Here is a 21002-nt window from a genome sequence, read left to right on the forward strand (position 1 = left end):
CATGCGAAGGGATGGGTTTTAATCGAGCTGTTCTTGGTGCATGGCATAAATCAATGTCAACGCCCGGATGCAGAAGATTGTCGAGAAGCCGTAAATGCTCAGCTCGAGCAATGAAATAGAAGGTTCTTGTAAACCGAGCGAGACGGCATAGCCTACGAAGCAAAGCAAGATGACGAGTGTGATTGTCCACTCGTTCGACCGCTGCTTCATCTTTTCGGCTAGCGCCTTGTCTTCTTTCTCAACGCGTTCTCGTTGCCAAAAGTAAAAGAACAAGGCATACATCGCAAATGAGATTCTCGGAACGTCACCTAAAAGTAAATCAAAGATGATCAGACCTAAAAATAGATATGTCCCCAACTGATAGCCACTCTGCATATGAAGACGCGAACGAAGTGGTCCATTTGCCCCCCACTTCATAACCCGATCACAGCCACAGTCAACCCACCGTAGACGAATCCGAGTACGATGGCACTGATGGCCATTCGTTTATATTGTGGATACTGATACAGTGCAATCGCCCCACCGACGACGTGAACAAACGCGACGATGAACGTCAAAATCGGAAAAAGCATAGCAAACCTCTTTTCTTTTTAGGAAATCATGGAAACAAATCCATTTTCCGATATACTAGAGTCCGAACTTATTATAACAATTATGGATAGGGAGTTGAAATCCGATGAATGTGTCACGCATGGATTTGACGACGGAAGAAATGCAGCTCGTCAACAGCGAAGTCGAGAAGCGCAAGCGCAGCTTACTCGTCGCGTACTTACTTTGGTTTTTCCTCGGTGCACTCGGTGCACATCGCTTTTATTTCAAAAAGATTGGGTCAGGAATTGCGATGGTCCTCCTCGTCGTCTTGACGCTCGGTTTCGGTGCCATCATCACAGGAATCTGGGCACTCGTCGATGCGTTCCTCATGCCAGGTTGGCAACAGCGCGAAGTCGAACAAATCGAACGTGAGACGATCGAGCTACTGCAAACACGCTCTGACCGCTACACAGGGTTCTAATCAAAAAACGATCGAGGCTACTCGCCCCGATCGTTTTTCACTGTTCTTTTAAGTAGAATGCGAAGTCCCGTGTCTTCCGTTCTTTCACCGCATAATGAATCCATAGCCACGCTAACCCTTCTAGTTCACGGGCAAGCTTCAACCCATGGAGCGGATGCGTATCGAAACCGATCTTGTTCGATAGCTCGACGACAAGTCGCACCGCTTCTTCATCATCTCCTGCGACGAACATGACAGAACCATCCGGATTACCTAAGTTCTCGACGCCCGTCTGGTTGAACGCTTTGACGACTTTCGTATCGGGAACGAGTCGCTGCAAATACTCCGCACCCGACACCCCGTCCGGTCGCTCAACTTCGTTAAACTCGATGGCGATTGGATTCGTCACATCAATTAACACTTTCCCATTCAGTCCATCAAGTGTCGGCAGCAGGTCGACCGCTGCCGCAAACGGCGTACAAAGGAGGAGCACATCGCTTGCTGAGGCGACTTCTTGTAACGTCAACGTCCCTTCCCGCTCCGTCCGTGTCCCGTACAGCACCTCATAACCGGCCTGTTCGAATTGCTCCCCAAGCGTGCGCCCGACTTTCCCGGCACCTAAGATTCCGAGTTTCATATCTCACAACTCCTCGTCTGTCCGTGTGACCGTTCCTCCATACTCTTCTGCAAGCCCGTCTAAAATCGATGGGTCGAATTCTTCCCCGATAGCCATGACACCTGTCTGACCGGGTTCGATGTTACCGACCGTCCGTTTAAATGTATCTTGAATGCCTTGCATATGCTTCACGTCTTTCGTGCCGCCGATGAGACCACCTGTGAGTGTCCCGAACAAAATTCCGAACGGTCCACCGAGGATTCCGACCGCCATCCCGATGAGCGCACCTTTCGTCGACTTGTTGACGGGTGCAAGCTGCGCCGCATCCTCAAACGAGAACGCCCCGTTTTCTTCACGCTTGATGACGACCAATTGTTCAAAACCGACGAGCCCATCCGAATGGTACTTTTTCAGCTTACTGAACGCCTGATACGAGATCGCCTCTTCTGGAAAGGTGAACGTGACGATGTGATACGGTTGTTTTTCCTTTTTAGCCATGAAACATTCCTCCTTTAAGGTAGAAAACATGACGCGCACTTACCCTATCCTTTTTCCCCGAGTAACTTGTAAATAATCTACATTAACAAATCAATCGGTGAGGATGTTTTATGTACTTATTATGGTAAAATTTACATATCAACTCAAAAGGAGCTTTGCTATGCAACGTACACTTCGTAAGTCCGCGACGGACCGCTCTCTGTCTGGAGTATGCGGTGGGATTGCTGAATACGTGAACATCTCTTCACTCGGTATTCGGCTACTATTCGTTTTTTTGCCGGCTAACTTTCTCATCTACATCCTTCTTGCCAATTTGATGAAAGATGAACCACGCTATCTATAAGAAAACGCGAAAGCCGTTAGCTTCCGCGTTTTTCTATTAAGCATTCACTTTGTCTTTCATCGCTTCAAGCGCTCCGCTGTTCAAGAAGTGCCATGGTTTGTTGTAGTGAGGTTGGAAGAAGAAGTCGACGTATGCGAGCTCTTCAATCGTCATCTCGTTTTGGATCGCAAGAGAGAGCGTGTTGACCGCTTGTGTCAAATCCGCTTTTGATAACACTTGTCCACCGACAATGCGATGTGTTCCTGTCTCATAGACGAGTTTGAATTCGACTTTCTCTGCGGTCGGCATGAACTCCGGACGATATGCATCCTCAATGACGACACTTTCTACGTCGAGTCCGAAAAGGGATGCCGCTTCTTCCGTCAAACCAGACGACGCAATGTTCCAGTCATAAAGTCGAAGTCCTGACGTTCCTTGCGTCCCTTGGTAGCGAACGCGTGGTTGCATCATGTTTTCCGCGACGAGCGTTCCCATACGGACAGCATTCGTTGCAAGCGGGATATAGGCATGTGTGCGTGCCGGGTTGTAGTAGACGGCACAGCTGTCACCTGCCGCAAAGATGTCCGAGTTGCTCGTGCGCATGTATTCATCGACGATGATGGCACCGTTCCCGAGCATATCGACCTGTCCTTCTAAGAGTCCTGTGTTCGGACGGAATCCGACGCAGAGGATCACGAGATCCGCCTCGAATTCACCTTTGTCCGTCACGACATGTGTGACATTTCCATCTGTACCACGGAACGCTTCGACCGTCTGACCGAGTTCGAGGTCGATTCCGCGACTGGTCATGTCTGCTTCTAATGGATCCGTGAACGACTTATCGAGATATTTGTTCAAGATGCGGTCGGCACTATCGATGAACGTAACATGCTTCCCGTATGTTTCGAACGCCTCGACGAGTTCGACTCCGATATAACCCGCCCCGATGACAGCAATCTTCGTCGCATCTGTCGCGCGCTCGATGATGCGTTGTGCGTGCGCATAGTTTTTACAGAGTTCGATTCCATTCATTTCGATTCCTGGGAGCGTTGGGACGATTGGCCATGAACCCGTCGTGACGATCAAGCGGTCATACGTGTCGTGCACGTCTTCCCCCGTCTCGAGATTCTTGGCGTGGACCGTCTTCGCTTCGGCGTCAATCGACAAGACATCATGTTTCATGCGCATAGTCGCTCCGAGTTCTTCAAGCTCGCGTGGAGAGGAGTAGAACAATTCTTCCGCACGTTGGACGACCCCACCGACGTGGAGCGCAATCCCACACGAGAGGAAGCTGACGTTGTCGTTCCGCTCGTAAACGGTGATGTCGAGATTGTCGTGCTTGGCGAGTAAACCTTTGACTGCTGCTGTTCCTGCGTGTGTACATCCGATGACTGCGATTTTCATATGAGTCGTCTCTCCTTTTATGTTAGACAGTACGTTTCATTTTTATATTGTGATAAATATCACATTTATTTCTTGATCTTAGTGTACTATTTCACAATGTAAGGTTCAACGACTATGCTCACTATTTCACGTATAAGTGTCTAAAGTTTGAACAGAAAAAATCCGCTCATTCTCATGACCGGACTCGTCGCTTTTTCAATAGATGATAGCTTATGAGAAATAGATGCACAATCAAACCGAAGACGTTCATAGCAAGCCCGACGACCGCCCACCACAATGCTCCCCAGCCGTACCCAAACGTCAGACTGCCAATTAGTAGCATATAGCCACTTACGGCCAATACTATATTTAAGATGAATGGAAAAGGCCTTTGTTTTTTCGTTCGGATCATTTGATACGTTGAAATGATGACTCCCAGTGTGAGTCCAAACAGCAATACGAGCAAAATGGTGATGTCATTCATCCTTTACCTCCATAACTTGATTGGAAAGACGCTTTCAAGATTGTCCCTCACGTCTACTTTTCAGCCTCTGATAAATGACAATGCCAACGTGAAGAATCATACCAAGTACGTACAAGATCAACCCTAATGCAAGCCAACCGAGTGCATCCCAACCACGTACGATTGTCATTCCGACAAGAAACAAGATATAGCCAGTTACGAGTAGCAACGACGAGACGATGAATTGACGTCGCAATCGAGATTTGATAGAGAAAAATAAGAAAAGCAGTAGGATGGTTGTCATCGTGCCTAATACTATAAGGTCTTCTCCGCTATACTCCCGAATCATCGTGCATCCTCCCTCATATATGTGACTCATTTTATTGTAGCACATGAAATGGAAATTTATCTCAATCACTCACATTCTATCAATACGTCACGACAAAAAAAGCATCATCCCATTTACGGAACGATGCTCATTTCTCATTCATCTGTTTCATTAAATCCATCTGTTCTTGCACCATCGCTTCTTTCTCCCGGCGCAACACCCCTTTGTAGGCGACGCGTGAAATCGATAAACTGATTTCATATAGGAAGAAGAGTGGCAATGACACCATAAGGTGCGACGTCAAATCCGGTGGTGTGATGAATGCCGCGACTACGAATAGCGCGAAGTACGCATACTTACGAATCTTCGATAAGAAGTATGGTGTCACGACACCAATCCGTGTCAAGAACATCGTCACGACCGGCAATTGGAACAATAGACCGAACGGGATCGTCAGTTGCAACAAGAACGTGAAGTAATTGTTCGCCCCGATGATTTGTTCGAGTCCGAGGTCTTGCCCGAGGTCCGTCGAGATATCGAGGACGAGCGGGAATAACCAGTAGTAGGCGAACGCAAGGCCGATCAAGAACAATCCGAAGATGATCGGGATATAGGCAAGGGTACCTTTCCGTTCATTCGGATGCAGACCGGGTGCGACAAACGCCCACACTTGATACAGTAAGAATGGGCTCGCCGCAATCAGGCCGATGATGAGCGCCAAGTTCAAGTAAATCATGAGCGGGTCCGCGACCCCAAAGGCGTTCAGTTCGAGCCCGCGTTCGACGAGATCTTCTTGCAAGTACGCGAGTACATATTTGACACTCGGCAAAGCCATCAAAAAGAAGGCAAAGACGACAAATGCAGATAGCATCAGTCGTCTCCGCAGCTCTGTCAAGTGATCGGTGAGTTCCCGCTCTTGATCAGGTTGATGATTCATGGCTTACTGCTCTTTCTTTTCGATAGCTTTCTTGTCGTTCTCGTCGTGCTCGTTCATCATGCCGTTCGTTGCATTTTTGAACTCACGAAGCGTTTGTCCGGCCGCGCGACCAAACTCCGGTAATTTCTTCGGTCCGAAGATGATGAGCGCGATGATGGCGATGATGAATAGACTCGCCCCACCCGGAATCCCGACGACGAGTGATGATGCTAGTAATTCCATTATTGATGGACCCCCTCAGCGGTTGGATAGTGTTGCATAAAGTAAATGAGTGACTGCAGCTCAATCGACAAATCGATGTGATGGACGCGAACCGTGTCCGGTACGGTAAGTCGTGCCGGTGTGAAGTTCAAGATGCCCTTGATACCGAAACGGACCAAGTCGTCTGCGACGGACTGTGCATAGGCAGAAGGTACCGTCAAAATGGCGACGTCAATCTTGTTTTGCTTCATAATTTTTTCCATCTCATCGACGTGATGAATTGGGACGCCTGACATCGTCGTGCCGACTTTTGTCTCGTCTGCGTCGAACCCGACGACGATATGTGTGTTATTGTTTTTAAGGAAGTTATAGTTGACGAATGCCGTCCCAAGGTGACCGACCCCGACCAAGGCGACATTCGTAATCTCGTCCTGATTCAGTGTCTTTCGGAAAAAGTCTAACAGATACTGCACGTTATAGCCATATCCCTTTTTACCAAGCGCACCGAAGTACGAGAAATCACGGCGAATCGTAGCCGAATCGACCTTGACCGCCTCACTCAGTTCTGCTGAAGAGACACGCTGTTTACCTGACGCGTGCAGGCTTTGAATAAATCGATAGTATAGTGGCAACCGTTTGGCTGTCGCTTGTGGAATCTTTGGTTCGTTTTGACTCAACGGAAAGAGCCTCCTTTTTACGACACGTTACAAACGAATCTGAATTTCATACACCTTGATTGTAAACGAATTCACATGACCACTCAACGAATATACCTAAAATCGCTGAAAAATACAGTATACTAAATAGAGAGAAAGGGGTTTTTTCACTTGATCCTACTGCAAGTCAATAACTTATCCAAATCCTTCGGCGTCGAGCCGATTTTAGAAAACGTCAAACTCGAAATCCAAGAAGGCGAACGCGTCGCCCTCGTCGGCCGAAACGGGGCTGGGAAGTCAACGCTTTTGAAAGTCATCGCCGGTGAATACAACTATGACTCCGGGGACATCATGAAGCCAAAAGACGTCACCATCGGCTATCTCGCCCAAGACTCAGGGCTCGAATCCGACGAGACGATCTGGAACGAGATGCTCACCGTCTTCACGGACTTGATCGAGCAAGAGAAGACGCTCCGTCGCATGGAGGCCGACATGGGATCCGAACGGATTCTAAACGACGCCGCTGCGTACGAACGCCTCCTCTCCTCTTACGATGAAGAACAGCACACATTCAAAGAGCGCGGCGGTTACCAGTATGAAGCGACGATCCGCTCGGTCCTTCACGGAATGCGCTTCTATCCGGACGACTTCGAACGTCGGATCGACACGCTCTCCGGGGGACAACGGACGCGTCTCGCCTTGGCGAAGATGCTCCTTCAAAGTCCCGACCTGCTCATCTTGGACGAGCCGACGAACCATTTGGACATCGAGACGCTCGCCTGGCTAGAGAAGTACTTGAGCGGCTATAAAGGTGCCGTCCTCATCGTCTCCCACGACCGCTACTTCCTCGACCGCGTCGTCTCGGTTGTCTATGAGCTGTCACGTCATCGGAGCCGCCGCTTCGTCGGGAACTACACGAAGTATCTCGAACAAAAGGCCGCTCTCTACGAACAAGAGAAGAAGCAGTTTGAGTCGCAACAAGAAGAGATTGCCAAGATGCAGGACTTCATTCAGCGAAACATCGCCCGGGCGACGACGACGAAACGGGCGCAAAGCGTACGGAAGCGTCTGGAGAAAGTCGATCGTCTCGATGCTCCGGACGGTGACGAACGCAGTGCGGTCCTCTCGTTCTCCATCAAACGACAGAGCGGAAACGATGTGTTGAGCGCGAGTGACCTCGCCATCGGGTATGAAGAACCGATTGCCCAAAATCTCCGTTTCCAGCTACAGCGCGGGGAATCCGTCGCTCTCGTCGGTCCGAACGGGGTCGGGAAGTCGACACTTCTCAAAGTGTTGACGAAACAACAAGCCGCCCTTACCGGTGATATCCGCTACGGGACCGGCGTCGAGATCGGCTACTACGATCAGGAGCAGCAGAACTTGTCGGACGCGAACCGTGTCATCGACGAGATTTGGAACGACTGGCCGCTCATGCGCGAGCAAGAAGTGCGGAGTCTTCTCGGACAGTTCCTCTTCAGCGGCGATGATGTCATGAAGCGTGTCCATGAATTATCAGGCGGCGAACGCGCACGTCTCACGTTGGCCAAGCTGAAGCTCGAGCAACCGAACCTCCTCATCCTGGACGAGCCGACGAACCACTTGGACCTCGACTCGAAAATGATTTTAGAGAACGCCCTTCTCGACTATCCAGGTACGATTCTCTTCGTCTCGCACGACCGCTACTTCATCGATCGTCTCGCGACGCGTGTGTTAGAAATCACGCCGAACGGCATCGACGAGTATCTCGGTGACTATTCGTACTACGTCGAGAAGAAAGAAGAACTCGAAGAACTCGCGCGACTCGCCCGTGAAGAGACGAAGCAGGTCGTCGTGAAAAAACAGCGTGCCGATAAAGAACAACAACGAGAAGAGCGCCGCATCAAACAGCGCATCGAAGAGATTGAGCTGGCAATCGAGCAACATGAAAATCGCCTCGACGAGATTGAACAGTTGCTTTGTGAGCCGGACGTCTTCAACGACTTCGCCCGTGCCCAGGAGTTGTCGACCGAATCGGACGCAGCGAAAGAATCCATCACCGCACTTTATGCGGAATGGGAGGAACTCCATACATGATGCGTACACGTGCCATGCGAATCGAGTTCATTCAAGCGTTTCTCACGGGACTGGCCTATATCGTACCAACCGGGACTGAGTTCGTATCTGAACTCATCCGCGGGGAGCCAACGATCGTCCCGTCTATTCTCTTTTACTTTTTACCGGTCGTGATCGGCTTCATCATTCAGACGTGGCCAGGGATTCTACTCAGCCTTTTCAGTGGTCTGCTCATGAGCACACTCTTCATCCGTATCGTCGTCTGGCCGGTTGATGTGACCGTTCATACGTTCTATGCGCCGGGATCCGTGTGGGCCCACTTCTATGAAGAGACGCTCTTCATGTGGATCCTCGCCCTTCTCGTCTTCATCGTGAGCCGTATCAATACGTGGCATCGGGAGAATTATCGACAACCGAAAGCGTAAACAGTCCGTCCTCTTTTTTGAAGGGGACGGTTTTTTCATTTATGTATAAATTTATTTATAGATAAGGTGATTTTTCTTAATTTGTTTTTCGTTAGAGTGCGCGTTATTCTAGTCACGTACCGAAACAACGGATGATTTCTTAGGAGGAATGACAGATGAGTAAACATGTATTAATGGTCGTGACGAACGCAAAAGAAATGAAGGACGGTCACACGACTGGACTTTGGTTGTCCGAGTTTGGTGAGGCATACGTCGAGTTCAAACAACAAGGATATGACATCACGGTCGCTAGCCCGAACGGTGGTCAATCTCCAATCGACGCACGCAGTTTAGAAGGAGAAGTACCGGCTGACATTCAAGCGACGTCTCCCCTTCTCGAAGATACAATCGATTTGAAGACGATCACAAACTTCGATCAATTCGATGCCATCTTCATGCCAGGTGGTCACGGAACGATGTTCGACCTTCCACAAAGCGACGCGTTGAATGTTGCGATTCGTTCACTATTTGAAGCAGGCAAAACGGTTGCTGCCGTCTGCCACGGTCCCGCTGGTCTTGTCGGTGCGACATTGTCTGACGGCACACCACTCGTGAACGGTAAAACGATTGCGACGTTCACGGATGAAGAAGAACGTGCGACAGGTCTTGATATCTACATGCCGTTCCTACTTGAAACGCGTCTTCGCGAACTCGGTGCGAACATCGTGCTCGCAGACAACTTCACAGAAAACGTTCAAGTCGATGGAAACTTGGTAACAGGCCAAAATCCACAATCGACCGTTGCTGTCGCAAAAGCCGTCATCAACACGTTAAACTAATCAATTCTTTCTCGTTGCCAATCGATGAAAGAGGACGACCCGCCTGTTCTCGAACAGGCGGGTTTTATAGATGAGGAGGAATGAAGATGATTACCATCTTAGCTCAGATTCAAGCGAAGCCCGGTCTCGGGTCCGCGCTTGAGACACACTTACGCCAAGTCGTCACCCCATCACGCGCGGAGGCAGGTTGTGTTTTCTATACGTTACACCGTGTCGAAGGCAACGCGGACGCGTTCGTCTTTTACGAAAAGTGGACCGACAAGGCGGCACTCGATGCGCATATCGCCTCACCCCACTATCAAACGTATCGCAAAGAAGCAGAGGCACTTCTCGCTAGTCGGGACGTTCAATACTTAGAAGAAATCAAGGAGGTTTATTAACCAATGGAACGTTTTCAATATCACAACCCGACCAAACTTTTATTCGGAAAAGGACAACTTGAATCACTCCGCACCGAAATTCCACGATACGGGGACCGCGTCCTTCTCTTATACGGTGGAGGGAGCATCAAAGCGAACGGGCTTTATGAGGAAGTAACCGCTCTATTAGCTGACATGAACGTAACCGTCGTCGAACTTTCTGGTGTCGAACCAAATCCACGTCTAACGACAGTTCAAACAGGGATCGACTTAGTCCATGAACATCAAATCGACCTCATCCTAGCTGTCGGTGGAGGTAGCGTCATCGACTGTGCGAAAGGAATCGCAGCCGGTGTAAAATATGACGGGAATCCGTGGGATATCGTGACACGACAAGTCCCCGTCACAGATGCATTACCGATTGGGACAGTCTTAACATTGGCGGCAACAGGATCGGAAATGAACGGTGGAGCCGTCATCACGAACTGGGAGGCGCAAGATAAGCGCTCGTTCGGCTCGCCCCTCACTTACCCAAAATTCAGCGTACTCGACCCGACCTATACGTTGAGTGTACCGGCGAACCAAACCGTATATGGAATCGTCGATATCATGTCGCACGTCTTCGAACAATATTTCCACGCTTCAGAGAACGCCCTACTCCAAGAACGGTTCGGGGAATCGATTTTACGGACCATGATGGAAACGGCACCTCGCCTCGTTGAAAACTTGAATGATTTTGACGCACGGGAAACGATGTTGTTGAACGGAACATTTGCCTTAAACGGGACCTTATCGATGGGTGTGAAGACGGACTGGGCGACTCATATGATTGAACACGCGGTCTCTGCCGTCTACGATATCCCACACGGTGGCGGACTTGCGATTCTCTTCCCGGAATGGCTTCGCTATGTCGGAAAGAGACGTCCTGAACGCATCATTCAACTCGGTGAACGCGTCTTCGGCATTGACATGAACGACAAATCGGATGACGTGCTCGTCGAAGAGACTGTTCAGGCGTTACAAGACTTTTGGACATCGATCGGTGCACCGTCACGTCTCAGTGATTATGAAATTGACGCCACGCATCTCGAATTGATGGCAGAACGGGCGATGGTCGCCGAACAAATTGGCCAATACGTCCCGCTCCGTCAACAAGACGTAGCGACAATCCTAAAAAATGCATTATAAAAAGTAGGGCCCACGTGGGTCCTACTTCATTTTGCATCCTGCAACGCTTGGATGACTTGGTTGATGACGGGGTCATGCTTCGACTCGGTCCGATGCGCGAGATAAATGACGTTCGTCGCAAAACGCTCCGGTGCTACGATTTGAACGCTTCCTCGCTCGAGTGCGTGTCGAATCAAATAGTTCGGTAAGATACTAATCCCACACTTCGATTCGATTGCCGCAAGGATCGCGTCGACGTTTGGTAAGATCATCTCCGGACGGATGTCTGGACGTTCCCCGAACTGTGTCTGATAGTAACGACGGATGATGGGAAGCTCCAGTCCATAACTGATCCACGGCTGACGATCCATCCAATCTTTTAACTCATCGGTTGGGATTTCCCAATCGTTCGGCGCCACTAACAAAAACGATTCGTCGGCAATCGGGACGTATTGGATACCAGGCTCCTCCATCCGCTTCGTCGCGATGACAAAGTCGAGCTCCCCGTCTGCTAAGCGTTTGATTAAATCTGCTGTCATCCCGAAATCTGCGATGTACTGTGCAGCATCAAGCGGCAAAGCGGGTATAATCTCATGTGTGACGAACTCGGTCGGTCCACCGAACTTGAGGACGGGACGCGGTTGCTCCCCTGAGACATATTTCATCTCAAGCGATAGTTCTTCAAGACGGTCGATCAAGCCGACCACTTGCGTGTATAGTTCCTTCCCCGCATCCGTCGGAATCATCTGACGTGGTGCTCGTGTGAAGAGGGACGTTTCGAGTTCTGCTTCGAGTGCGGCGATATGTTGGCTGACAGCCGGTTGGGTCAAAAAGCGAACACGCGCCGCTGCCGACACGGAACGTTGCTGGTACACGTGGATAAAACTGCGATACCATTCAAAATCAATCATCTGTGTAAACTCCTTTTGTATTCGTTACCTTCAGTATAAAAGGCAGTAAATCATAAGACAAATAACGTTTAAATCATCAATCGATAAATAAATTTATAAGGAGTGGATGTTAGATGAAAGCTTTATTACTACATGAACCGAACACGTGGCAGACGATGCAAATCGAGGAGGTCGATACACCGACGCTTCGTTCCGGTGAGGTATTGATTGAGGGAGAATATGCAGGGCTCAACCCCGTTGACTACAAAACGGCTACCAATGGCAAACCCGAATGGTCATACCCTCACGTCCTTGGGCTCGATGTCGCGGGTACGATTGCCGCTGTCGCGGATGACGTGACGAACGTACAGATCGGTGACCGTGTCCTCTACCACAGCAACTGGAATGAATGGGGTGGCTTCGCCGAGTTCACACGTGCCAAGGCGCACATGGTCGTCCCGATTCCAGAATCGATTTCGTTCGCTGATGCAGTCGCTTTACCGACAGCTGGATTCACAGCGTACCAAGCCATTTTTGAAAAACTTCCGATGAATGCGATCGATACGATCCTCATTCACGCGGGTGCCGGTGGTGTCGGTGGCTTTGCCATTCAGCTGGCGAAGTATCTTGGAAAACGTGTCATCACGACCGCTTCAGCGCGTAACCATGACTGGGTCAAACAGCTCGGAGCCGACGAGGCGATTGACTACAATACAGAAGACTGGCAACAACGGGTGATGGAACTGACGAGCGGTCATGGTGTCAATGCTGTCATCGATCCCGTCGGTCGTGAGACGGCGACCGCTTCCCTCCAAGTCATCGCCTACAACGGACACATCGCCCATATCGCAGGAGCCCCTGACATGAGTGTCATCAAACCGTTCACACGTGTCATCTCCTACCATGAGGTCGCACTTAATGCGATTCATCATCAACAAGACCGTGTGAGCGAAGCAAACATCGTCCGCATCGGTACGCACATGCTCGAACTGCTTGCAGCGGGTGAGATTCAACCGATGATTCAAGAGACAATTCCATTTGCGGATATCCCGAAGAAGTTGGTCGAACTCTCGGACCGACATGTCGTCGGGAAGATTGTTGCCAATTTGAAGGCATGAAAAAAGAGGTCAGCGTGTTTAATACGCTGGCCTCTCTTTATCTTAAAAGTATCGTAACGGTTGGAATCCTACCGTATGGAAATCGAGCTTCGTCCCGTCCTCAGCGATAAAGAAAACCGCCTCGTTCGTGTCGACATCACGTGTGAACACTTTATAGAACGTCATCGGCTTTTCGTCATTCGTCACATAGCGTGCTTCGTGTGTCGAGATGACTTGTGCGAACAGTTGCTGTTCGTCGAGCTCCTCGATCAAATCATCAAACTTCGCAGCCTCTTCTTCTGTTGCCTCGCGTCCACGCTCAATTTCATAGTAAGCATCGCTCGCTTTAGGCTGAACACCGAGATTGCGATCAACGACAATCACACGCTCTGGTTCTTGGTCGATGACACTCGTGTAACCATACAATGACTCGATGAGCGTATTCTCTCCGGTCACACGACCGATACCTTCTAATGACTCTTCTCCAGTCAACGACTTCACTCGTGTCTCTTCTGGCACAATTTCCTCTTGATAGGCGATATTGTAAGCGCGGATGATTTCTCGTACTTGTAAAAACGTCGCGACGACGAGTAGTACGATGAGTCCTCCAATGATGATGCGTTTCGTCATGTCTCTATTTCCCCCTAGACTGTCATGCTCTCTTCTAAGGATAACCCAGGAACCGCATTCATCGCTAGTGTATCGCGCTTCCCGCGCACATACGCGTGATGTGCCGCGACCCCAATCATGCCGGCATTGTCTCCACAAAGATCGAGTGGTGGGATGACAAGTTGAATCCCTTCAGCAGCAGTCGCTTCTTGAAGCGCTGCGCGAAGTCCACGGTTTGCCGCAACACCACCGGCAACAAGCAATTGCTTCGCTCCTTTTTCTTTCACGGCGCGAATCGCTTTCTCAACGAGCACTTCGACGACACTTGCTTGAAAACTCGCTGCCAAGTTTTCCGGGATGACCGTCTCCCCACGTTGCTCTGCATTGTGTACAGCGTTGATGACCGATGATTTCAATCCACTAAAACTGAAGTCGAAGCTACCCGGTTCAAGGCGAACGCGTGGGAAGTTGTACGTATCTTCTCCAATAGCTGCTAAACGGTCAATTGCCGGACCACCCGGATATGGGAGGCTGAGTGTGCGTGCGACTTTATCATACGCTTCACCCGCCGCGTCATCACGTGTCTCACCAATGACTTCAAAGACACCGTGTTCTGGCATATAGACGAGTTCTGTATGTCCACCCGAGACAACGAGACAGACGAGTGGGAACTCCATCTCTTCGACGAGTTCGTTCGCGTAAATGTGTCCCGCGATATGATGGACGCCGATGAGCGGTTTTTGATGGGCGAACGCCAATGCTTTGGCCGCACTGATGCCGACGAGAAGGGCACCGACGAGACCTGGTCCTTGTGTGACCGCGACCGCATCGACATCTTCCATCGTCACGCCTGCTTCGCTCAACGCATCGTCAATGACATACGTGATGCGCTCCACGTGATGACGAGACGCCACTTCAGGGACGACGCCACCAAATCGTTTATGACTCTCAATTTGAGAAGAGACGACGTTCGACAATAACGTCTTTCCGTCTTTGACGAGCGCAACAGACGTCTCGTCACAGCTCGACTCGATCGAGAGAATCAGTGATGTGTTCATTCTAAGTCACTTCCTAACTTCGCCCAATAAATATAGGCGTCTTCATTATTATCCTGATAGTAGCGTCTTCTTCGTCCCGCTTGCATAAATCCAAACTGTTCATACAGTTTTTGCGCCCCTACGTTCGACACGCGGACTTCTAACGTCAATCCGACAAGTTCTTTCGACTTGGCGAACGCGACGAGTTCCGTTAACAGTTGATTACCAATGCCTTGCCCACGAAATTCAGGTAAGACGGCAATGTTCGTGATATGTCCTTCATCGACGATTGTCCAAACGCCGACAAACCCGACGACCCGTTTGTCATGGACCGCGACAAAATAAATAGCCTGTTCATTCCGAAGCATCTCGTTCATGAACGCCTCTTTTGTCCACGGAATGGAGAACGACGCTTCTTCGACTTTTGTCACTTCCTCGACATCAAGCCACGTCATTCGACGAATTTTGACGTCAGCCATTGTTTTGACCCTCTAACCATTTCGCTTCCGCTTCGGCGAGTCGCAAATACTCTGGCTCAAACGCATGGACATCGCTCGTCTCATCACTGAAGACGATCAAATCGCTCGCACGGCCGTAACGATGTGCAGCCGGTGCTTCGACATATTCGTATTCACTCAACACGTCACGGAACGGTTCGACGTCTCCCACGACAAGGAAACGTCCTTGGATATTCAGTCGTAGCCAGTCGGCGACAGACGCATGTTGATCGTGCGTCTGTGCCTTGTTCTGTTGATAATATCCGATATAGGCGTTGCCACGGCGCGCGTCAATCAATGAGACGACAGGCAAGTCCGTATTTGGGGCTGCTGCCATGAGTTGAAGGGCAGACACGCCGATTAGTGGAATGTTTAACGTATAAGCAAGTGTCTTCGCCGTCGTCACTCCAATCCGAATTCCTGTGTACGACCCAGGACCTGTCGTAACAACGATGCGTTCGAGCATATTCGGAGTCCATTTCACAGCTGCCATGAGTTGTTCAATCATCGGCATGAGTGTGACCGCATGGTTTTTCGAGACCATGACCGTCGCTTCGGCTTGAATTTCTCCAGCCTCACTTAATGCGACAGATAAACGTGTCGTCGCCGTATCAATCATCAATTGCTTCATGCGAGCACCTCCTTGGCGATTTGAACGTAACGCTCACCCGTTGGAGCGAGTGTCAATTTCCGTTCTTCATCACTGACTCGTTCAATCGTAATCGCCAAGCGTTCTTCCGGAAGAGAAGACTCGATCAAGTTCGACCACTCTACGATGGCGACACCGTCACCGTTGATATATTCCTCAAGACCGATGTCATCCCCCGTATCCTCGAGTCGATAGACATCCATATGATAGAGCGGTAAGCGCCCTTTGTATTGTTTCATAATGGTGAAGGTCGGACTGTTGACGTTCCGTGTGACACCGAGTCCTTTTGCGAACCCTTGTGTGAACGTCGTCTTTCCGGCACCAAGGTCACCGTTTAACGTGATGACCGTTCCTGCTTCAACGAGCGTGGCCAAACGTTCTGCCACTGCCTGCGTCTCCGCCGCAGAATGCGTAATCAATGTATACATGAATGGTTCTCCTTTTATCACTTCTCATACGTACTCATTGTACACTTCATTTTAAGCAAAAAAAAACACGAAACGCTATCGTTTCGCTATCTCATTTAAAAATTGGTTGCGGGGGCTGGATTTGAACCAACGACCTTCGGGTTATGAGCCCGACGAGCTACCAGACTGCTCCACCCCGCGACGACATATGAAATTAAATAAAAATTGGTTGCGGGGGCCGGATTTGAACCGACGACCTTCGGGTTATGAGCCCGACGAGCTACCAGACTGCTCCACCCCGCGATGGTTTGAATTGTTTCGACATCCTCTATAATAAGTGAGACAGTTATAAAAAGCAACCTTTTTCTCAATGTTTTTTGAAAAATGGAATCGGGAACAGGTATAACAGCATAGAATTTAGAGAAAAGGGGCGCGACCGCCATGTCCAAATGGGGAAACCGATTCAAGAAATGGTTCTTTTCGGAGATCGAAGCCGACATCACGTTTGACCCGGCAGCACTCATTCCGAAGCAGGTAGTGACCGGGACCCTGCACGTATCCAACCCAACGACGACTGTCGTCCGGTTACAAGAACTGACACTCAACTTTTTGACGACATTTAAAGACATCACCATGGAAGGAAATGAATTCAATCGAGAAGCCGACATTCAAGAGATCCCGATTCCACTCACTGTCGTACTAGAACCTGGTGCGAAGGAAGACGTTCCGTTCTCATTCGAATTGACGATGTATGCCCCTTCGTCTGCTGGAGCCCCATACAGCGTAGAGGCGACGTTATGGGACAAGGATATGAAACGTGTCTGGTTCGACGTGATTGAACATATTGAAATCGAACCGATGCCTGAGCTGAAACGATTGCTCGACGCAACGGCTCATGCTGGACTTGAACCGATGTTTGTTCGGAACGTGATTGACCCGCTCGGAGAAGAGCGTCCTTATCCGTTCGTCGAAAAGTATGGGTTCAAGCCGGTCGGTGAGTGGGCCGATGAGTTTGAGGTCGTCAAATCATTTTGGCGTCTGCATGAAGATGGAATCGACCTCTACTACTGGCTCGACAACATCGAAACACAGCGAACGCTCGAGTCGATGGCGACTGACGTCGAATTGCGCCACCGCTCCCTCACCTGGGAACAACTCGAACGTGAGCAAGAACAGCTCGGTCTCGGTATTCAAGATACGCTACGCAGTCACCGCTCCTCGTGAGCGGTTTTTTCAATTTGAATCATATCCCCACTCGTATTAACGATGGTTCGGAAGTGATGGCGATACGGATGCATGAACAACTCATATTGAAGACGTCGCTCGTCATGCGAGGCGCGTAAGTCATCCATTTCCATTCCACGTTCTTGGATATCACGTTGTGAGCGTCGCTTGAACTCCGTCTCCCCGTCCGTATAAAGATATATCGATTGGTCAAAAGAAGAGAGTTCCAGAAATGCGACACTCATGCCCTCAATAATCGTAATCATTTTTTTCGGGTCAATCCACGTACGTTCTAAATATGAGACATCGATTGTGTAAAAGCCGATCCCCTCTCGAATCATACGAACATCACGCTCGAGTGAAAGCAGATGATGCGCAGCTGGATGACAAGCCGTCATCTTATAATGATGGGTTTTTCCATTCTGTTCATAGGTGAGAATCGTTTGTTTCCGTAACTGTGAATCGATGATGTATGGATCTGTGTGAAGCAGGTTTATATCACCGAGTCGTTCCCGTAATCTTTCGGCCAATGTCGATTTTCCTGCTGCCCCATGTCCAGAGATACCAATCAGCGTTCGTTGTCCTGTTTGCACATTTTGTACGATTTCATCGATGAGTCGTTCCATGATTCTCCCCCTTTGGTACACTTAGTATAGAAAGGAAGTGTATCTATCTCATGTCCACTTGTCCATTTTGTCACCCGACACTCGATCCACATCAAACCATTATTGCCGAGAATGACTCTTGTTACTTTCTCATGCATGACCACGAGCAAGATATCCTCGTCGGCTCGGGTGTAATTGTCCCGAAAGCACACCGCGCAACGACATTCGACTTAACGCCTTTAGAGTGGCAACATACATATGAATTACTTCATCAGGCCAAGGAATACCTTAATCAATCATTTCAACCTGACGGATACACACTAGGTTGGAACGTCGGCACGACATCAAACCAAACCGTGCCTCATGCCCATCTGCACGTCATTCCTCGTTACGAGGCAGGACCTCATGCAGGGAAAGGACTACGGCATTGGCTAAAACGACCGGAATGAACGAGCACTCCGAATTAGCTGACCTCATGTAGGTGAATCAAACGCTCGCGCCTACTTTGGATCACCTTTAACGATAGAACGCGTCATTCATCTTCCATCCGTTTCCGAAGTCTGATGGTTGATGTAGCGAAAATGATGAAAATCATCAATAATCCAAGACTGACCACTTTAAGTGTGGTCGATATAGGAGGGTTAAAGAAAAAAGGAATCGATAATACGAGTAAGGCACCTGTGATTCCCATTCCTCTAATGAGAAATGCGATTGATTTATTCATCCGTGCGTTTCTCCTTTCAAGTAAGAAAACGAATCTGCTATCATGAACCTCTTCAGTTTGTTCTCTTACGACAGACAGCTCATCGCGTTAGGATGAGCTGTCTTCTTTTTTCTTCAGTCTCTTCAAGTTTCTGTTCTAACTGTTCCACTTGTTTCGTCATACGAGCAATCAGCTGACTGATCTCCTTATCCAGTCCGTTCACTTGATCTAATGAATCATTGATTCGTCCATGCATCGTCCATTCTGAAAAAATATCATCCAAAAAGTAATCTGCGAACTGAATCAGTGAACCTCGATCGACATGTAATTCCTGTACAATTTCTTGGACGTCTGCCAATTCACGGGAGAAACGTTCCAATGCAGATTGTAATTCATGCATCGTCTGCTCGGATGCATCTAACGCATCATGTTTCATTGCCGTCGCAAACAACCCTCCTCCGAAGAACGTGTCATACGTCGACCAACCTTTGGCACTGTCTAAATGCTTTAGCGTCTTCGTAATTGTTGCTCGTGCTGCCTTACCCGCAACAATGGCTTCTCGATATTCGATGAAAAGTTCATTCGTCTTAGCTTGTTGATTGGTGAGATCATGTAGGTCTCGACGAACAACTGGATCTTTTGTGAGGTGGGCCTCTTTCGTTTCTAAGAAGGTCTCCCACTCTGTGTCTATGTCTTCATATCCTTCGAGCTGTTCTTTTAAACCCCGATGCTCGAGCGTCAATTCATCAATCATCTTCTCATGTTCGCGCAATTTCAGTTCAGCACGAGCAGCTTCTTCTACTTCCTTTATGCGTTGCTCATCAAACGTGCCTCGTAATTTACGCCACGTATTGACGAGCGAAAAACTTTCAAGATCGTAAACATCGCGCTGTTCTTTCGTAAATGTATTCAACAATTCTTTCCGTATCGCTTCATGTTCCTTTAGCTGTTTTTCAAGTGTCTTTTGTTTGCGGACAAGTCGATCACGTTCGGCGATACGTTGTTGTAGGTCTAATTGGAGTTGTTCAAGGTTTCCCATTATATTTCCCCTCTCTTTGTACTGATCAAGGTGTCAATTGAAACACCATTTATCTTCATACCTTTGATGTCACATCCTGTTAACGTCACATTCGTCAGGTCACATTGATTAAATGTAGCACCTCTCAGATTCGAATGATGTATTTGAATAGTACGTTCATCCTCTTGCATCGTTACAAAATTGAATTGTGAACCTGACAAATTCAAATCGCTGAACTTACTATCGCGGAAATTAATGTTCCGAAAACGACTTTGACTGAAGTTACAGTTACTCGCATCAAATAAAGAAATGTTACTGTTCGTCACTGCCAGATGACTCGCGTTTACCCCGTACGCCTGCCATCCTTCACATGACCGTTCTTCAAAGCAATGTGTACTCGGTTTTGCTTTTGTTCGTTTGACAAAACATACTTCATCATCCGACTCATACACGACTTGGAATCCTAACTGTTTATAAAAGCGAATATTTCTCTTTTGATGAGTTGATGTTTCTAGCTCCCAAATCCGTACATGTGGATACTCAGCTTCCACGTATTGAATCAATGCCTTACCGATTCCTTGCCCTTGAACATCAGGATGTACAAAAACACGATCGATTCGTGCATAGTCTTCCCCTGTCAACGTAAGCACAATGCCACCTACAAGTTTACCGTCTTGCTCCGTCACATAGGTTGTCAATGCTTCGATCAAATAGTGTGTCATGGGTTCATTGTCGTATCCAGGAGGCTCGACATTTAAATCTCTTACTGGTAACTGCAAGATGTCTGCCTCTTGTCGAAAGCTTGCAGTTGAAACTTCTGTAATCCTCGAAACATCCTTTAAAGTGGCTAATCGAATATACAAAACAATCCCCTCTTTCTCATACTTAGTACGGAAAAGAAGAGATAAAGTTTCAATGAAACAAAAAAACGACCGAGCGTATGCTCGGTCGTCCTGCGTTGTTGCCTGGCAACGTCCTATCCTCACAGGGGGAGATCCCCCAACTACTTTCGGCGCTGAGACGCTTAACTTCCGTGTTCGGCATGGGAAC

General features: G+C 48.9%; 30 protein-coding genes, 2 tRNA genes and 1 rRNA gene. 10 read left to right on the top strand and 23 right to left on the bottom strand.

Annotated features, from left to right (window positions below):
• Nucleotides 1-18: 18 nt before the first annotated feature.
• Nucleotides 19-417 carry a hypothetical protein gene (locus KNO99_RS11825; protein ID WP_214748815.1) on the bottom strand — a complete coding sequence of 133 codons (399 nt, stop codon included), beginning with the start codon at nt 415-417 and terminating at the stop codon, nt 19-21.
• Nucleotides 414-572, bottom strand: a complete 159-nt coding sequence (locus KNO99_RS11830; protein ID WP_015880595.1) for a hypothetical protein — start codon at nt 570-572, stop codon at nt 414-416. Before KNO99_RS11830 ends, KNO99_RS11825 begins: the two co-directional genes overlap by 4 nt.
• A gap of 104 nt (nt 573-676) precedes the next feature.
• On the opposite strand from KNO99_RS11830, the gene KNO99_RS11835 reads away from it, so the two are divergent.
• On the top strand, nt 677-1012 hold the full coding sequence (locus KNO99_RS11835) for a TM2 domain-containing protein (protein WP_214697039.1): 336 nt from the start codon (nt 677-679) through the stop codon (nt 1010-1012).
• A gap of 37 nt (nt 1013-1049) precedes the next feature.
• Here the strand turns inward: KNO99_RS11835 and KNO99_RS11840 are convergent, their stop codons facing one another.
• Together KNO99_RS11840 and KNO99_RS11845 are read right to left on the bottom strand one after the other, a co-directional pair.
• Entirely contained in the window at nt 1050-1628 is a 579-nt protein-coding gene (locus KNO99_RS11840; protein WP_214748817.1) for an NADPH-dependent F420 reductase, read from the bottom strand.
• A 3-nt stretch (nt 1629-1631) separates the two neighbouring features.
• Nucleotides 1632-2105: a hypothetical protein gene (locus KNO99_RS11845; RefSeq protein ID WP_214697041.1), complete on the bottom strand. Its 474-nt coding sequence runs from the start codon at nt 2103-2105 to the stop codon at nt 1632-1634.
• A gap of 160 nt (nt 2106-2265) precedes the next feature.
• Here KNO99_RS11845 and KNO99_RS11850 point away from each other — a divergent pair, with 160 nt between their 5' ends.
• A complete protein-coding gene (locus KNO99_RS11850) occupies nt 2266-2448 on the top strand; it encodes a PspC domain-containing protein (protein WP_214748820.1) in 183 nt (60 codons plus the stop codon).
• Nucleotides 2449-2484: 36 nt separating this feature from the next.
• On the opposite strand, the gene KNO99_RS11855 is transcribed toward KNO99_RS11850, so the two are convergent.
• The 6 genes from KNO99_RS11855 to KNO99_RS11880 form a co-directional block, all read right to left on the bottom strand.
• Nucleotides 2485-3831 (bottom strand): FAD-dependent oxidoreductase, encoded by a 1347-nt coding sequence (locus KNO99_RS11855; RefSeq protein ID WP_214748823.1) that lies wholly within the window; start codon nt 3829-3831, stop codon nt 2485-2487.
• A 172-nt stretch (nt 3832-4003) separates the two neighbouring features.
• On the bottom strand, nt 4004-4294 hold the full coding sequence (locus KNO99_RS11860; protein WP_214748826.1) for a hypothetical protein: 291 nt from the start codon (nt 4292-4294) through the stop codon (nt 4004-4006).
• 34 nt (nt 4295-4328) lie between these two features.
• Nucleotides 4329-4622, bottom strand: a complete 294-nt coding sequence (locus KNO99_RS11865; RefSeq protein ID WP_214748829.1) for a hypothetical protein — start codon at nt 4620-4622, stop codon at nt 4329-4331.
• A 127-nt stretch (nt 4623-4749) separates the two neighbouring features.
• Nucleotides 4750-5538 carry a twin-arginine translocase subunit TatC gene (gene tatC / locus KNO99_RS11870; RefSeq protein ID WP_214742996.1) on the bottom strand — a complete coding sequence of 263 codons (789 nt, stop codon included), beginning with the start codon at nt 5536-5538 and terminating at the stop codon, nt 4750-4752.
• Between the two features lie 3 nt (nt 5539-5541).
• Entirely contained in the window at nt 5542-5760 is a 219-nt protein-coding gene (gene tatA, locus KNO99_RS11875; RefSeq protein WP_034770678.1) for a twin-arginine translocase TatA/TatE family subunit, read from the bottom strand.
• Complete coding sequence (locus KNO99_RS11880) at nt 5760-6416, bottom strand: redox-sensing transcriptional repressor Rex (protein WP_214748832.1); 657 nt, start codon at nt 6414-6416, stop codon at nt 5760-5762. The genes tatA and KNO99_RS11880 overlap by 1 nt, the downstream gene beginning before the upstream one ends.
• Before the next feature lie 150 nt (nt 6417-6566).
• On the opposite strand from KNO99_RS11880, the gene KNO99_RS11885 reads away from it, so the two are divergent.
• The 5 genes from KNO99_RS11885 to KNO99_RS11905 all read left to right on the top strand — a co-directional run bounded on the left by KNO99_RS11885 (nt 6567) and on the right by KNO99_RS11905 (nt 11237).
• Entirely contained in the window at nt 6567-8468 is a 1902-nt protein-coding gene (locus KNO99_RS11885; protein WP_214748835.1) for an ABC-F family ATP-binding cassette domain-containing protein, read from the top strand.
• Complete coding sequence (locus tag KNO99_RS11890) at nt 8465-8872, top strand: hypothetical protein (protein ID WP_026824457.1); 408 nt, start codon at nt 8465-8467, stop codon at nt 8870-8872. The genes KNO99_RS11885 and KNO99_RS11890 overlap by 4 nt, the downstream gene beginning before the upstream one ends.
• Nucleotides 8873-9027: 155 nt before the next feature.
• Nucleotides 9028-9690, top strand: coding sequence for a type 1 glutamine amidotransferase domain-containing protein (locus KNO99_RS11895; protein ID WP_214748838.1), 663 nt, complete (start codon nt 9028-9030; stop codon nt 9688-9690).
• A gap of 86 nt (nt 9691-9776) precedes the next feature.
• A complete protein-coding gene (locus KNO99_RS11900) occupies nt 9777-10070 on the top strand; it encodes a putative quinol monooxygenase (protein WP_214748841.1) in 294 nt (97 codons plus the stop codon).
• Between the two features lie 3 nt (nt 10071-10073).
• Entirely contained in the window at nt 10074-11237 is a 1164-nt protein-coding gene (locus tag KNO99_RS11905; protein WP_214748842.1) for an iron-containing alcohol dehydrogenase, read from the top strand.
• Between the two features lie 26 nt (nt 11238-11263).
• Here KNO99_RS11905 and KNO99_RS11910 read toward each other — a convergent pair whose 3' ends face one another.
• Nucleotides 11264-12127 (bottom strand): LysR family transcriptional regulator, encoded by an 864-nt coding sequence (locus KNO99_RS11910; RefSeq protein WP_214697062.1) that lies wholly within the window; start codon nt 12125-12127, stop codon nt 11264-11266.
• A gap of 113 nt (nt 12128-12240) precedes the next feature.
• Here KNO99_RS11910 and KNO99_RS11915 point away from each other — a divergent pair, with 113 nt between their 5' ends.
• The gene (locus tag KNO99_RS11915) at nt 12241-13224 is read left to right on the top strand and encodes a zinc-binding dehydrogenase (protein WP_214748845.1); all 984 of its coding nucleotides are present in this window, start codon (nt 12241-12243) and stop codon (nt 13222-13224) included.
• Between the two features lie 42 nt (nt 13225-13266).
• Here the strand turns inward: KNO99_RS11915 and KNO99_RS11920 are convergent, their stop codons facing one another.
• The 7 genes from KNO99_RS11920 to KNO99_RS11950 form a co-directional block, all read right to left on the bottom strand.
• Nucleotides 13267-13833 (bottom strand): hypothetical protein, encoded by a 567-nt coding sequence (locus tag KNO99_RS11920; protein ID WP_214748848.1) that lies wholly within the window; start codon nt 13831-13833, stop codon nt 13267-13269.
• A gap of 14 nt (nt 13834-13847) precedes the next feature.
• Nucleotides 13848-14870 (bottom strand): tRNA (adenosine(37)-N6)-threonylcarbamoyltransferase complex transferase subunit TsaD, encoded by a 1023-nt coding sequence (gene tsaD / locus KNO99_RS11925; RefSeq protein ID WP_214748851.1) that lies wholly within the window; start codon nt 14868-14870, stop codon nt 13848-13850.
• Entirely contained in the window at nt 14867-15328 is a 462-nt protein-coding gene (gene rimI / locus KNO99_RS11930) for a ribosomal protein S18-alanine N-acetyltransferase (RefSeq protein ID WP_214748854.1), read from the bottom strand. The genes tsaD and rimI overlap by 4 nt, the downstream gene beginning before the upstream one ends.
• Nucleotides 15321-15977, bottom strand: a complete 657-nt coding sequence (gene tsaB, locus KNO99_RS11935; protein ID WP_214748857.1) for a tRNA (adenosine(37)-N6)-threonylcarbamoyltransferase complex dimerization subunit type 1 TsaB — start codon at nt 15975-15977, stop codon at nt 15321-15323. The genes rimI and tsaB overlap by 8 nt, the downstream gene beginning before the upstream one ends.
• A complete protein-coding gene (tsaE, locus tag KNO99_RS11940; RefSeq protein WP_074032590.1) occupies nt 15974-16423 on the bottom strand; it encodes a tRNA (adenosine(37)-N6)-threonylcarbamoyltransferase complex ATPase subunit type 1 TsaE in 450 nt (149 codons plus the stop codon). The genes tsaB and tsaE overlap by 4 nt, the downstream gene beginning before the upstream one ends.
• 103 nt (nt 16424-16526) lie before the next feature.
• Nucleotides 16527-16603: transfer RNA gene (locus tag KNO99_RS11945), tRNA-Met, on the bottom strand.
• 25 nt (nt 16604-16628) lie between these two features.
• A tRNA-Met gene (locus KNO99_RS11950) sits at nt 16629-16705 on the bottom strand.
• A 138-nt stretch (nt 16706-16843) separates the two neighbouring features.
• Here KNO99_RS11950 and KNO99_RS11955 point away from each other — a divergent pair.
• Nucleotides 16844-17626, top strand: coding sequence for a sporulation protein (locus KNO99_RS11955; RefSeq protein WP_214748859.1), 783 nt, complete (start codon nt 16844-16846; stop codon nt 17624-17626).
• Here KNO99_RS11955 and KNO99_RS11960 read toward each other — a convergent pair.
• Nucleotides 17611-18252, bottom strand: coding sequence for a uridine kinase family protein (locus KNO99_RS11960; RefSeq protein WP_214748862.1), 642 nt, complete (start codon nt 18250-18252; stop codon nt 17611-17613). The two genes, KNO99_RS11955 and KNO99_RS11960, sit on opposite strands and share 16 nt — an antisense overlap.
• Before the next feature lie 50 nt (nt 18253-18302).
• Between KNO99_RS11960 and KNO99_RS11965 the strand changes: the two genes are divergently transcribed.
• Complete coding sequence (locus KNO99_RS11965; protein WP_214748865.1) at nt 18303-18680, top strand: HIT family protein; 378 nt, start codon at nt 18303-18305, stop codon at nt 18678-18680.
• Between the two features lie 83 nt (nt 18681-18763).
• Here KNO99_RS11965 and KNO99_RS11970 read toward each other — a convergent pair whose 3' ends face one another.
• The 4 genes from KNO99_RS11970 to rrf all read right to left on the bottom strand — a co-directional run.
• Nucleotides 18764-18955 (bottom strand): hypothetical protein, encoded by a 192-nt coding sequence (locus tag KNO99_RS11970; protein WP_214748868.1) that lies wholly within the window; start codon nt 18953-18955, stop codon nt 18764-18766.
• A 79-nt stretch (nt 18956-19034) separates the two neighbouring features.
• Nucleotides 19035-19973, bottom strand: a complete 939-nt coding sequence (locus KNO99_RS11975) for a coiled-coil domain-containing protein (RefSeq protein WP_214748871.1) — start codon at nt 19971-19973, stop codon at nt 19035-19037.
• Complete coding sequence (locus KNO99_RS15510) at nt 19973-20674, bottom strand: GNAT family N-acetyltransferase (protein ID WP_371743093.1); 702 nt, start codon at nt 20672-20674, stop codon at nt 19973-19975. The genes KNO99_RS11975 and KNO99_RS15510 overlap by 1 nt, the downstream gene beginning before the upstream one ends.
• A 241-nt stretch (nt 20675-20915) precedes the next feature.
• Nucleotides 20916-21002: ribosomal RNA gene (rrf, locus tag KNO99_RS11985) — 5S ribosomal RNA — on the bottom strand; the annotation flags it as partial.

This window comes from Exiguobacterium sp. s189 (assembly GCF_018617615.1).
Classification (GTDB): Bacteria; Bacillota; Bacilli; order Exiguobacteriales; family Exiguobacteriaceae; genus Exiguobacterium; species Exiguobacterium aestuarii_A.

Bases quoted from the DNA above. Each gene is read 5' to 3' on its own strand.
- KNO99_RS11825 (WP_214748815.1), bottom strand. From the start codon at position 417: ATGAAGTGGGGGGCAAATGGACCACTTCGTTCGCGTCTTCATATGCAG.
- KNO99_RS11835 (WP_214697039.1), top strand. From the start codon at position 677: ATGAATGTGTCACGCATGGATTTGACGACGGAAGAAATGCAGCTCGTC.
- KNO99_RS11865 (WP_214748829.1), bottom strand. From the start codon at position 4,622: ATGATTCGGGAGTATAGCGGAGAAGACCTTATAGTATTAGGCACGATG.
- KNO99_RS11855 (WP_214748823.1), bottom strand. From the start codon at position 3,831: ATGAAAATCGCAGTCATCGGATGTACACACGCAGGAACAGCAGCAGTC.
- tsaE (WP_074032590.1), bottom strand. From the start codon at position 16,423: ATGTATACATTGATTACGCATTCTGCGGCGGAGACGCAGGCAGTGGCA.
- KNO99_RS11965 (WP_214748865.1), top strand. From the start codon at position 18,303: ATGTCCACTTGTCCATTTTGTCACCCGACACTCGATCCACATCAAACC.
- KNO99_RS11970 (WP_214748868.1), bottom strand. From the start codon at position 18,955: ATGAATAAATCAATCGCATTTCTCATTAGAGGAATGGGAATCACAGGT.
- KNO99_RS11900 (WP_214748841.1), top strand. From the start codon at position 9,777: ATGATTACCATCTTAGCTCAGATTCAAGCGAAGCCCGGTCTCGGGTCC.
- KNO99_RS11915 (WP_214748845.1), top strand. From the start codon at position 12,241: ATGAAAGCTTTATTACTACATGAACCGAACACGTGGCAGACGATGCAA.
- KNO99_RS15510 (WP_371743093.1), bottom strand. From the start codon at position 20,674: ATGACACACTATTTGATCGAAGCATTGACAACCTATGTGACGGAGCAA.
- KNO99_RS11850 (WP_214748820.1), top strand. From the start codon at position 2,266: ATGCAACGTACACTTCGTAAGTCCGCGACGGACCGCTCTCTGTCTGGA.
- KNO99_RS11895 (WP_214748838.1), top strand. From the start codon at position 9,028: ATGAGTAAACATGTATTAATGGTCGTGACGAACGCAAAAGAAATGAAG.
- KNO99_RS11830 (WP_015880595.1), bottom strand. From the start codon at position 572: ATGCTTTTTCCGATTTTGACGTTCATCGTCGCGTTTGTTCACGTCGTC.
- KNO99_RS11955 (WP_214748859.1), top strand. From the start codon at position 16,844: ATGTCCAAATGGGGAAACCGATTCAAGAAATGGTTCTTTTCGGAGATC.
- KNO99_RS11975 (WP_214748871.1), bottom strand. From the start codon at position 19,973: ATGGGAAACCTTGAACAACTCCAATTAGACCTACAACAACGTATCGCC.
- KNO99_RS11845 (WP_214697041.1), bottom strand. From the start codon at position 2,105: ATGGCTAAAAAGGAAAAACAACCGTATCACATCGTCACGTTCACCTTT.
- KNO99_RS11890 (WP_026824457.1), top strand. From the start codon at position 8,465: ATGATGCGTACACGTGCCATGCGAATCGAGTTCATTCAAGCGTTTCTC.
- KNO99_RS11910 (WP_214697062.1), bottom strand. From the start codon at position 12,127: ATGATTGATTTTGAATGGTATCGCAGTTTTATCCACGTGTACCAGCAA.
- tatC (WP_214742996.1), bottom strand. From the start codon at position 5,538: ATGAATCATCAACCTGATCAAGAGCGGGAACTCACCGATCACTTGACA.
- KNO99_RS11860 (WP_214748826.1), bottom strand. From the start codon at position 4,294: ATGAATGACATCACCATTTTGCTCGTATTGCTGTTTGGACTCACACTG.
- KNO99_RS11905 (WP_214748842.1), top strand. From the start codon at position 10,074: ATGGAACGTTTTCAATATCACAACCCGACCAAACTTTTATTCGGAAAA.
- KNO99_RS11840 (WP_214748817.1), bottom strand. From the start codon at position 1,628: ATGAAACTCGGAATCTTAGGTGCCGGGAAAGTCGGGCGCACGCTTGGG.
- tatA (WP_034770678.1), bottom strand. From the start codon at position 5,760: ATGGAATTACTAGCATCATCACTCGTCGTCGGGATTCCGGGTGGGGCG.
- tsaB (WP_214748857.1), bottom strand. From the start codon at position 15,977: ATGAAGCAATTGATGATTGATACGGCGACGACACGTTTATCTGTCGCA.
- tsaD (WP_214748851.1), bottom strand. From the start codon at position 14,870: ATGAACACATCACTGATTCTCTCGATCGAGTCGAGCTGTGACGAGACG.
- KNO99_RS11920 (WP_214748848.1), bottom strand. From the start codon at position 13,833: ATGACGAAACGCATCATCATTGGAGGACTCATCGTACTACTCGTCGTC.
- rimI (WP_214748854.1), bottom strand. From the start codon at position 15,328: ATGGCTGACGTCAAAATTCGTCGAATGACGTGGCTTGATGTCGAGGAA.
- KNO99_RS11960 (WP_214748862.1), bottom strand. From the start codon at position 18,252: ATGGAACGACTCATCGATGAAATCGTACAAAATGTGCAAACAGGACAA.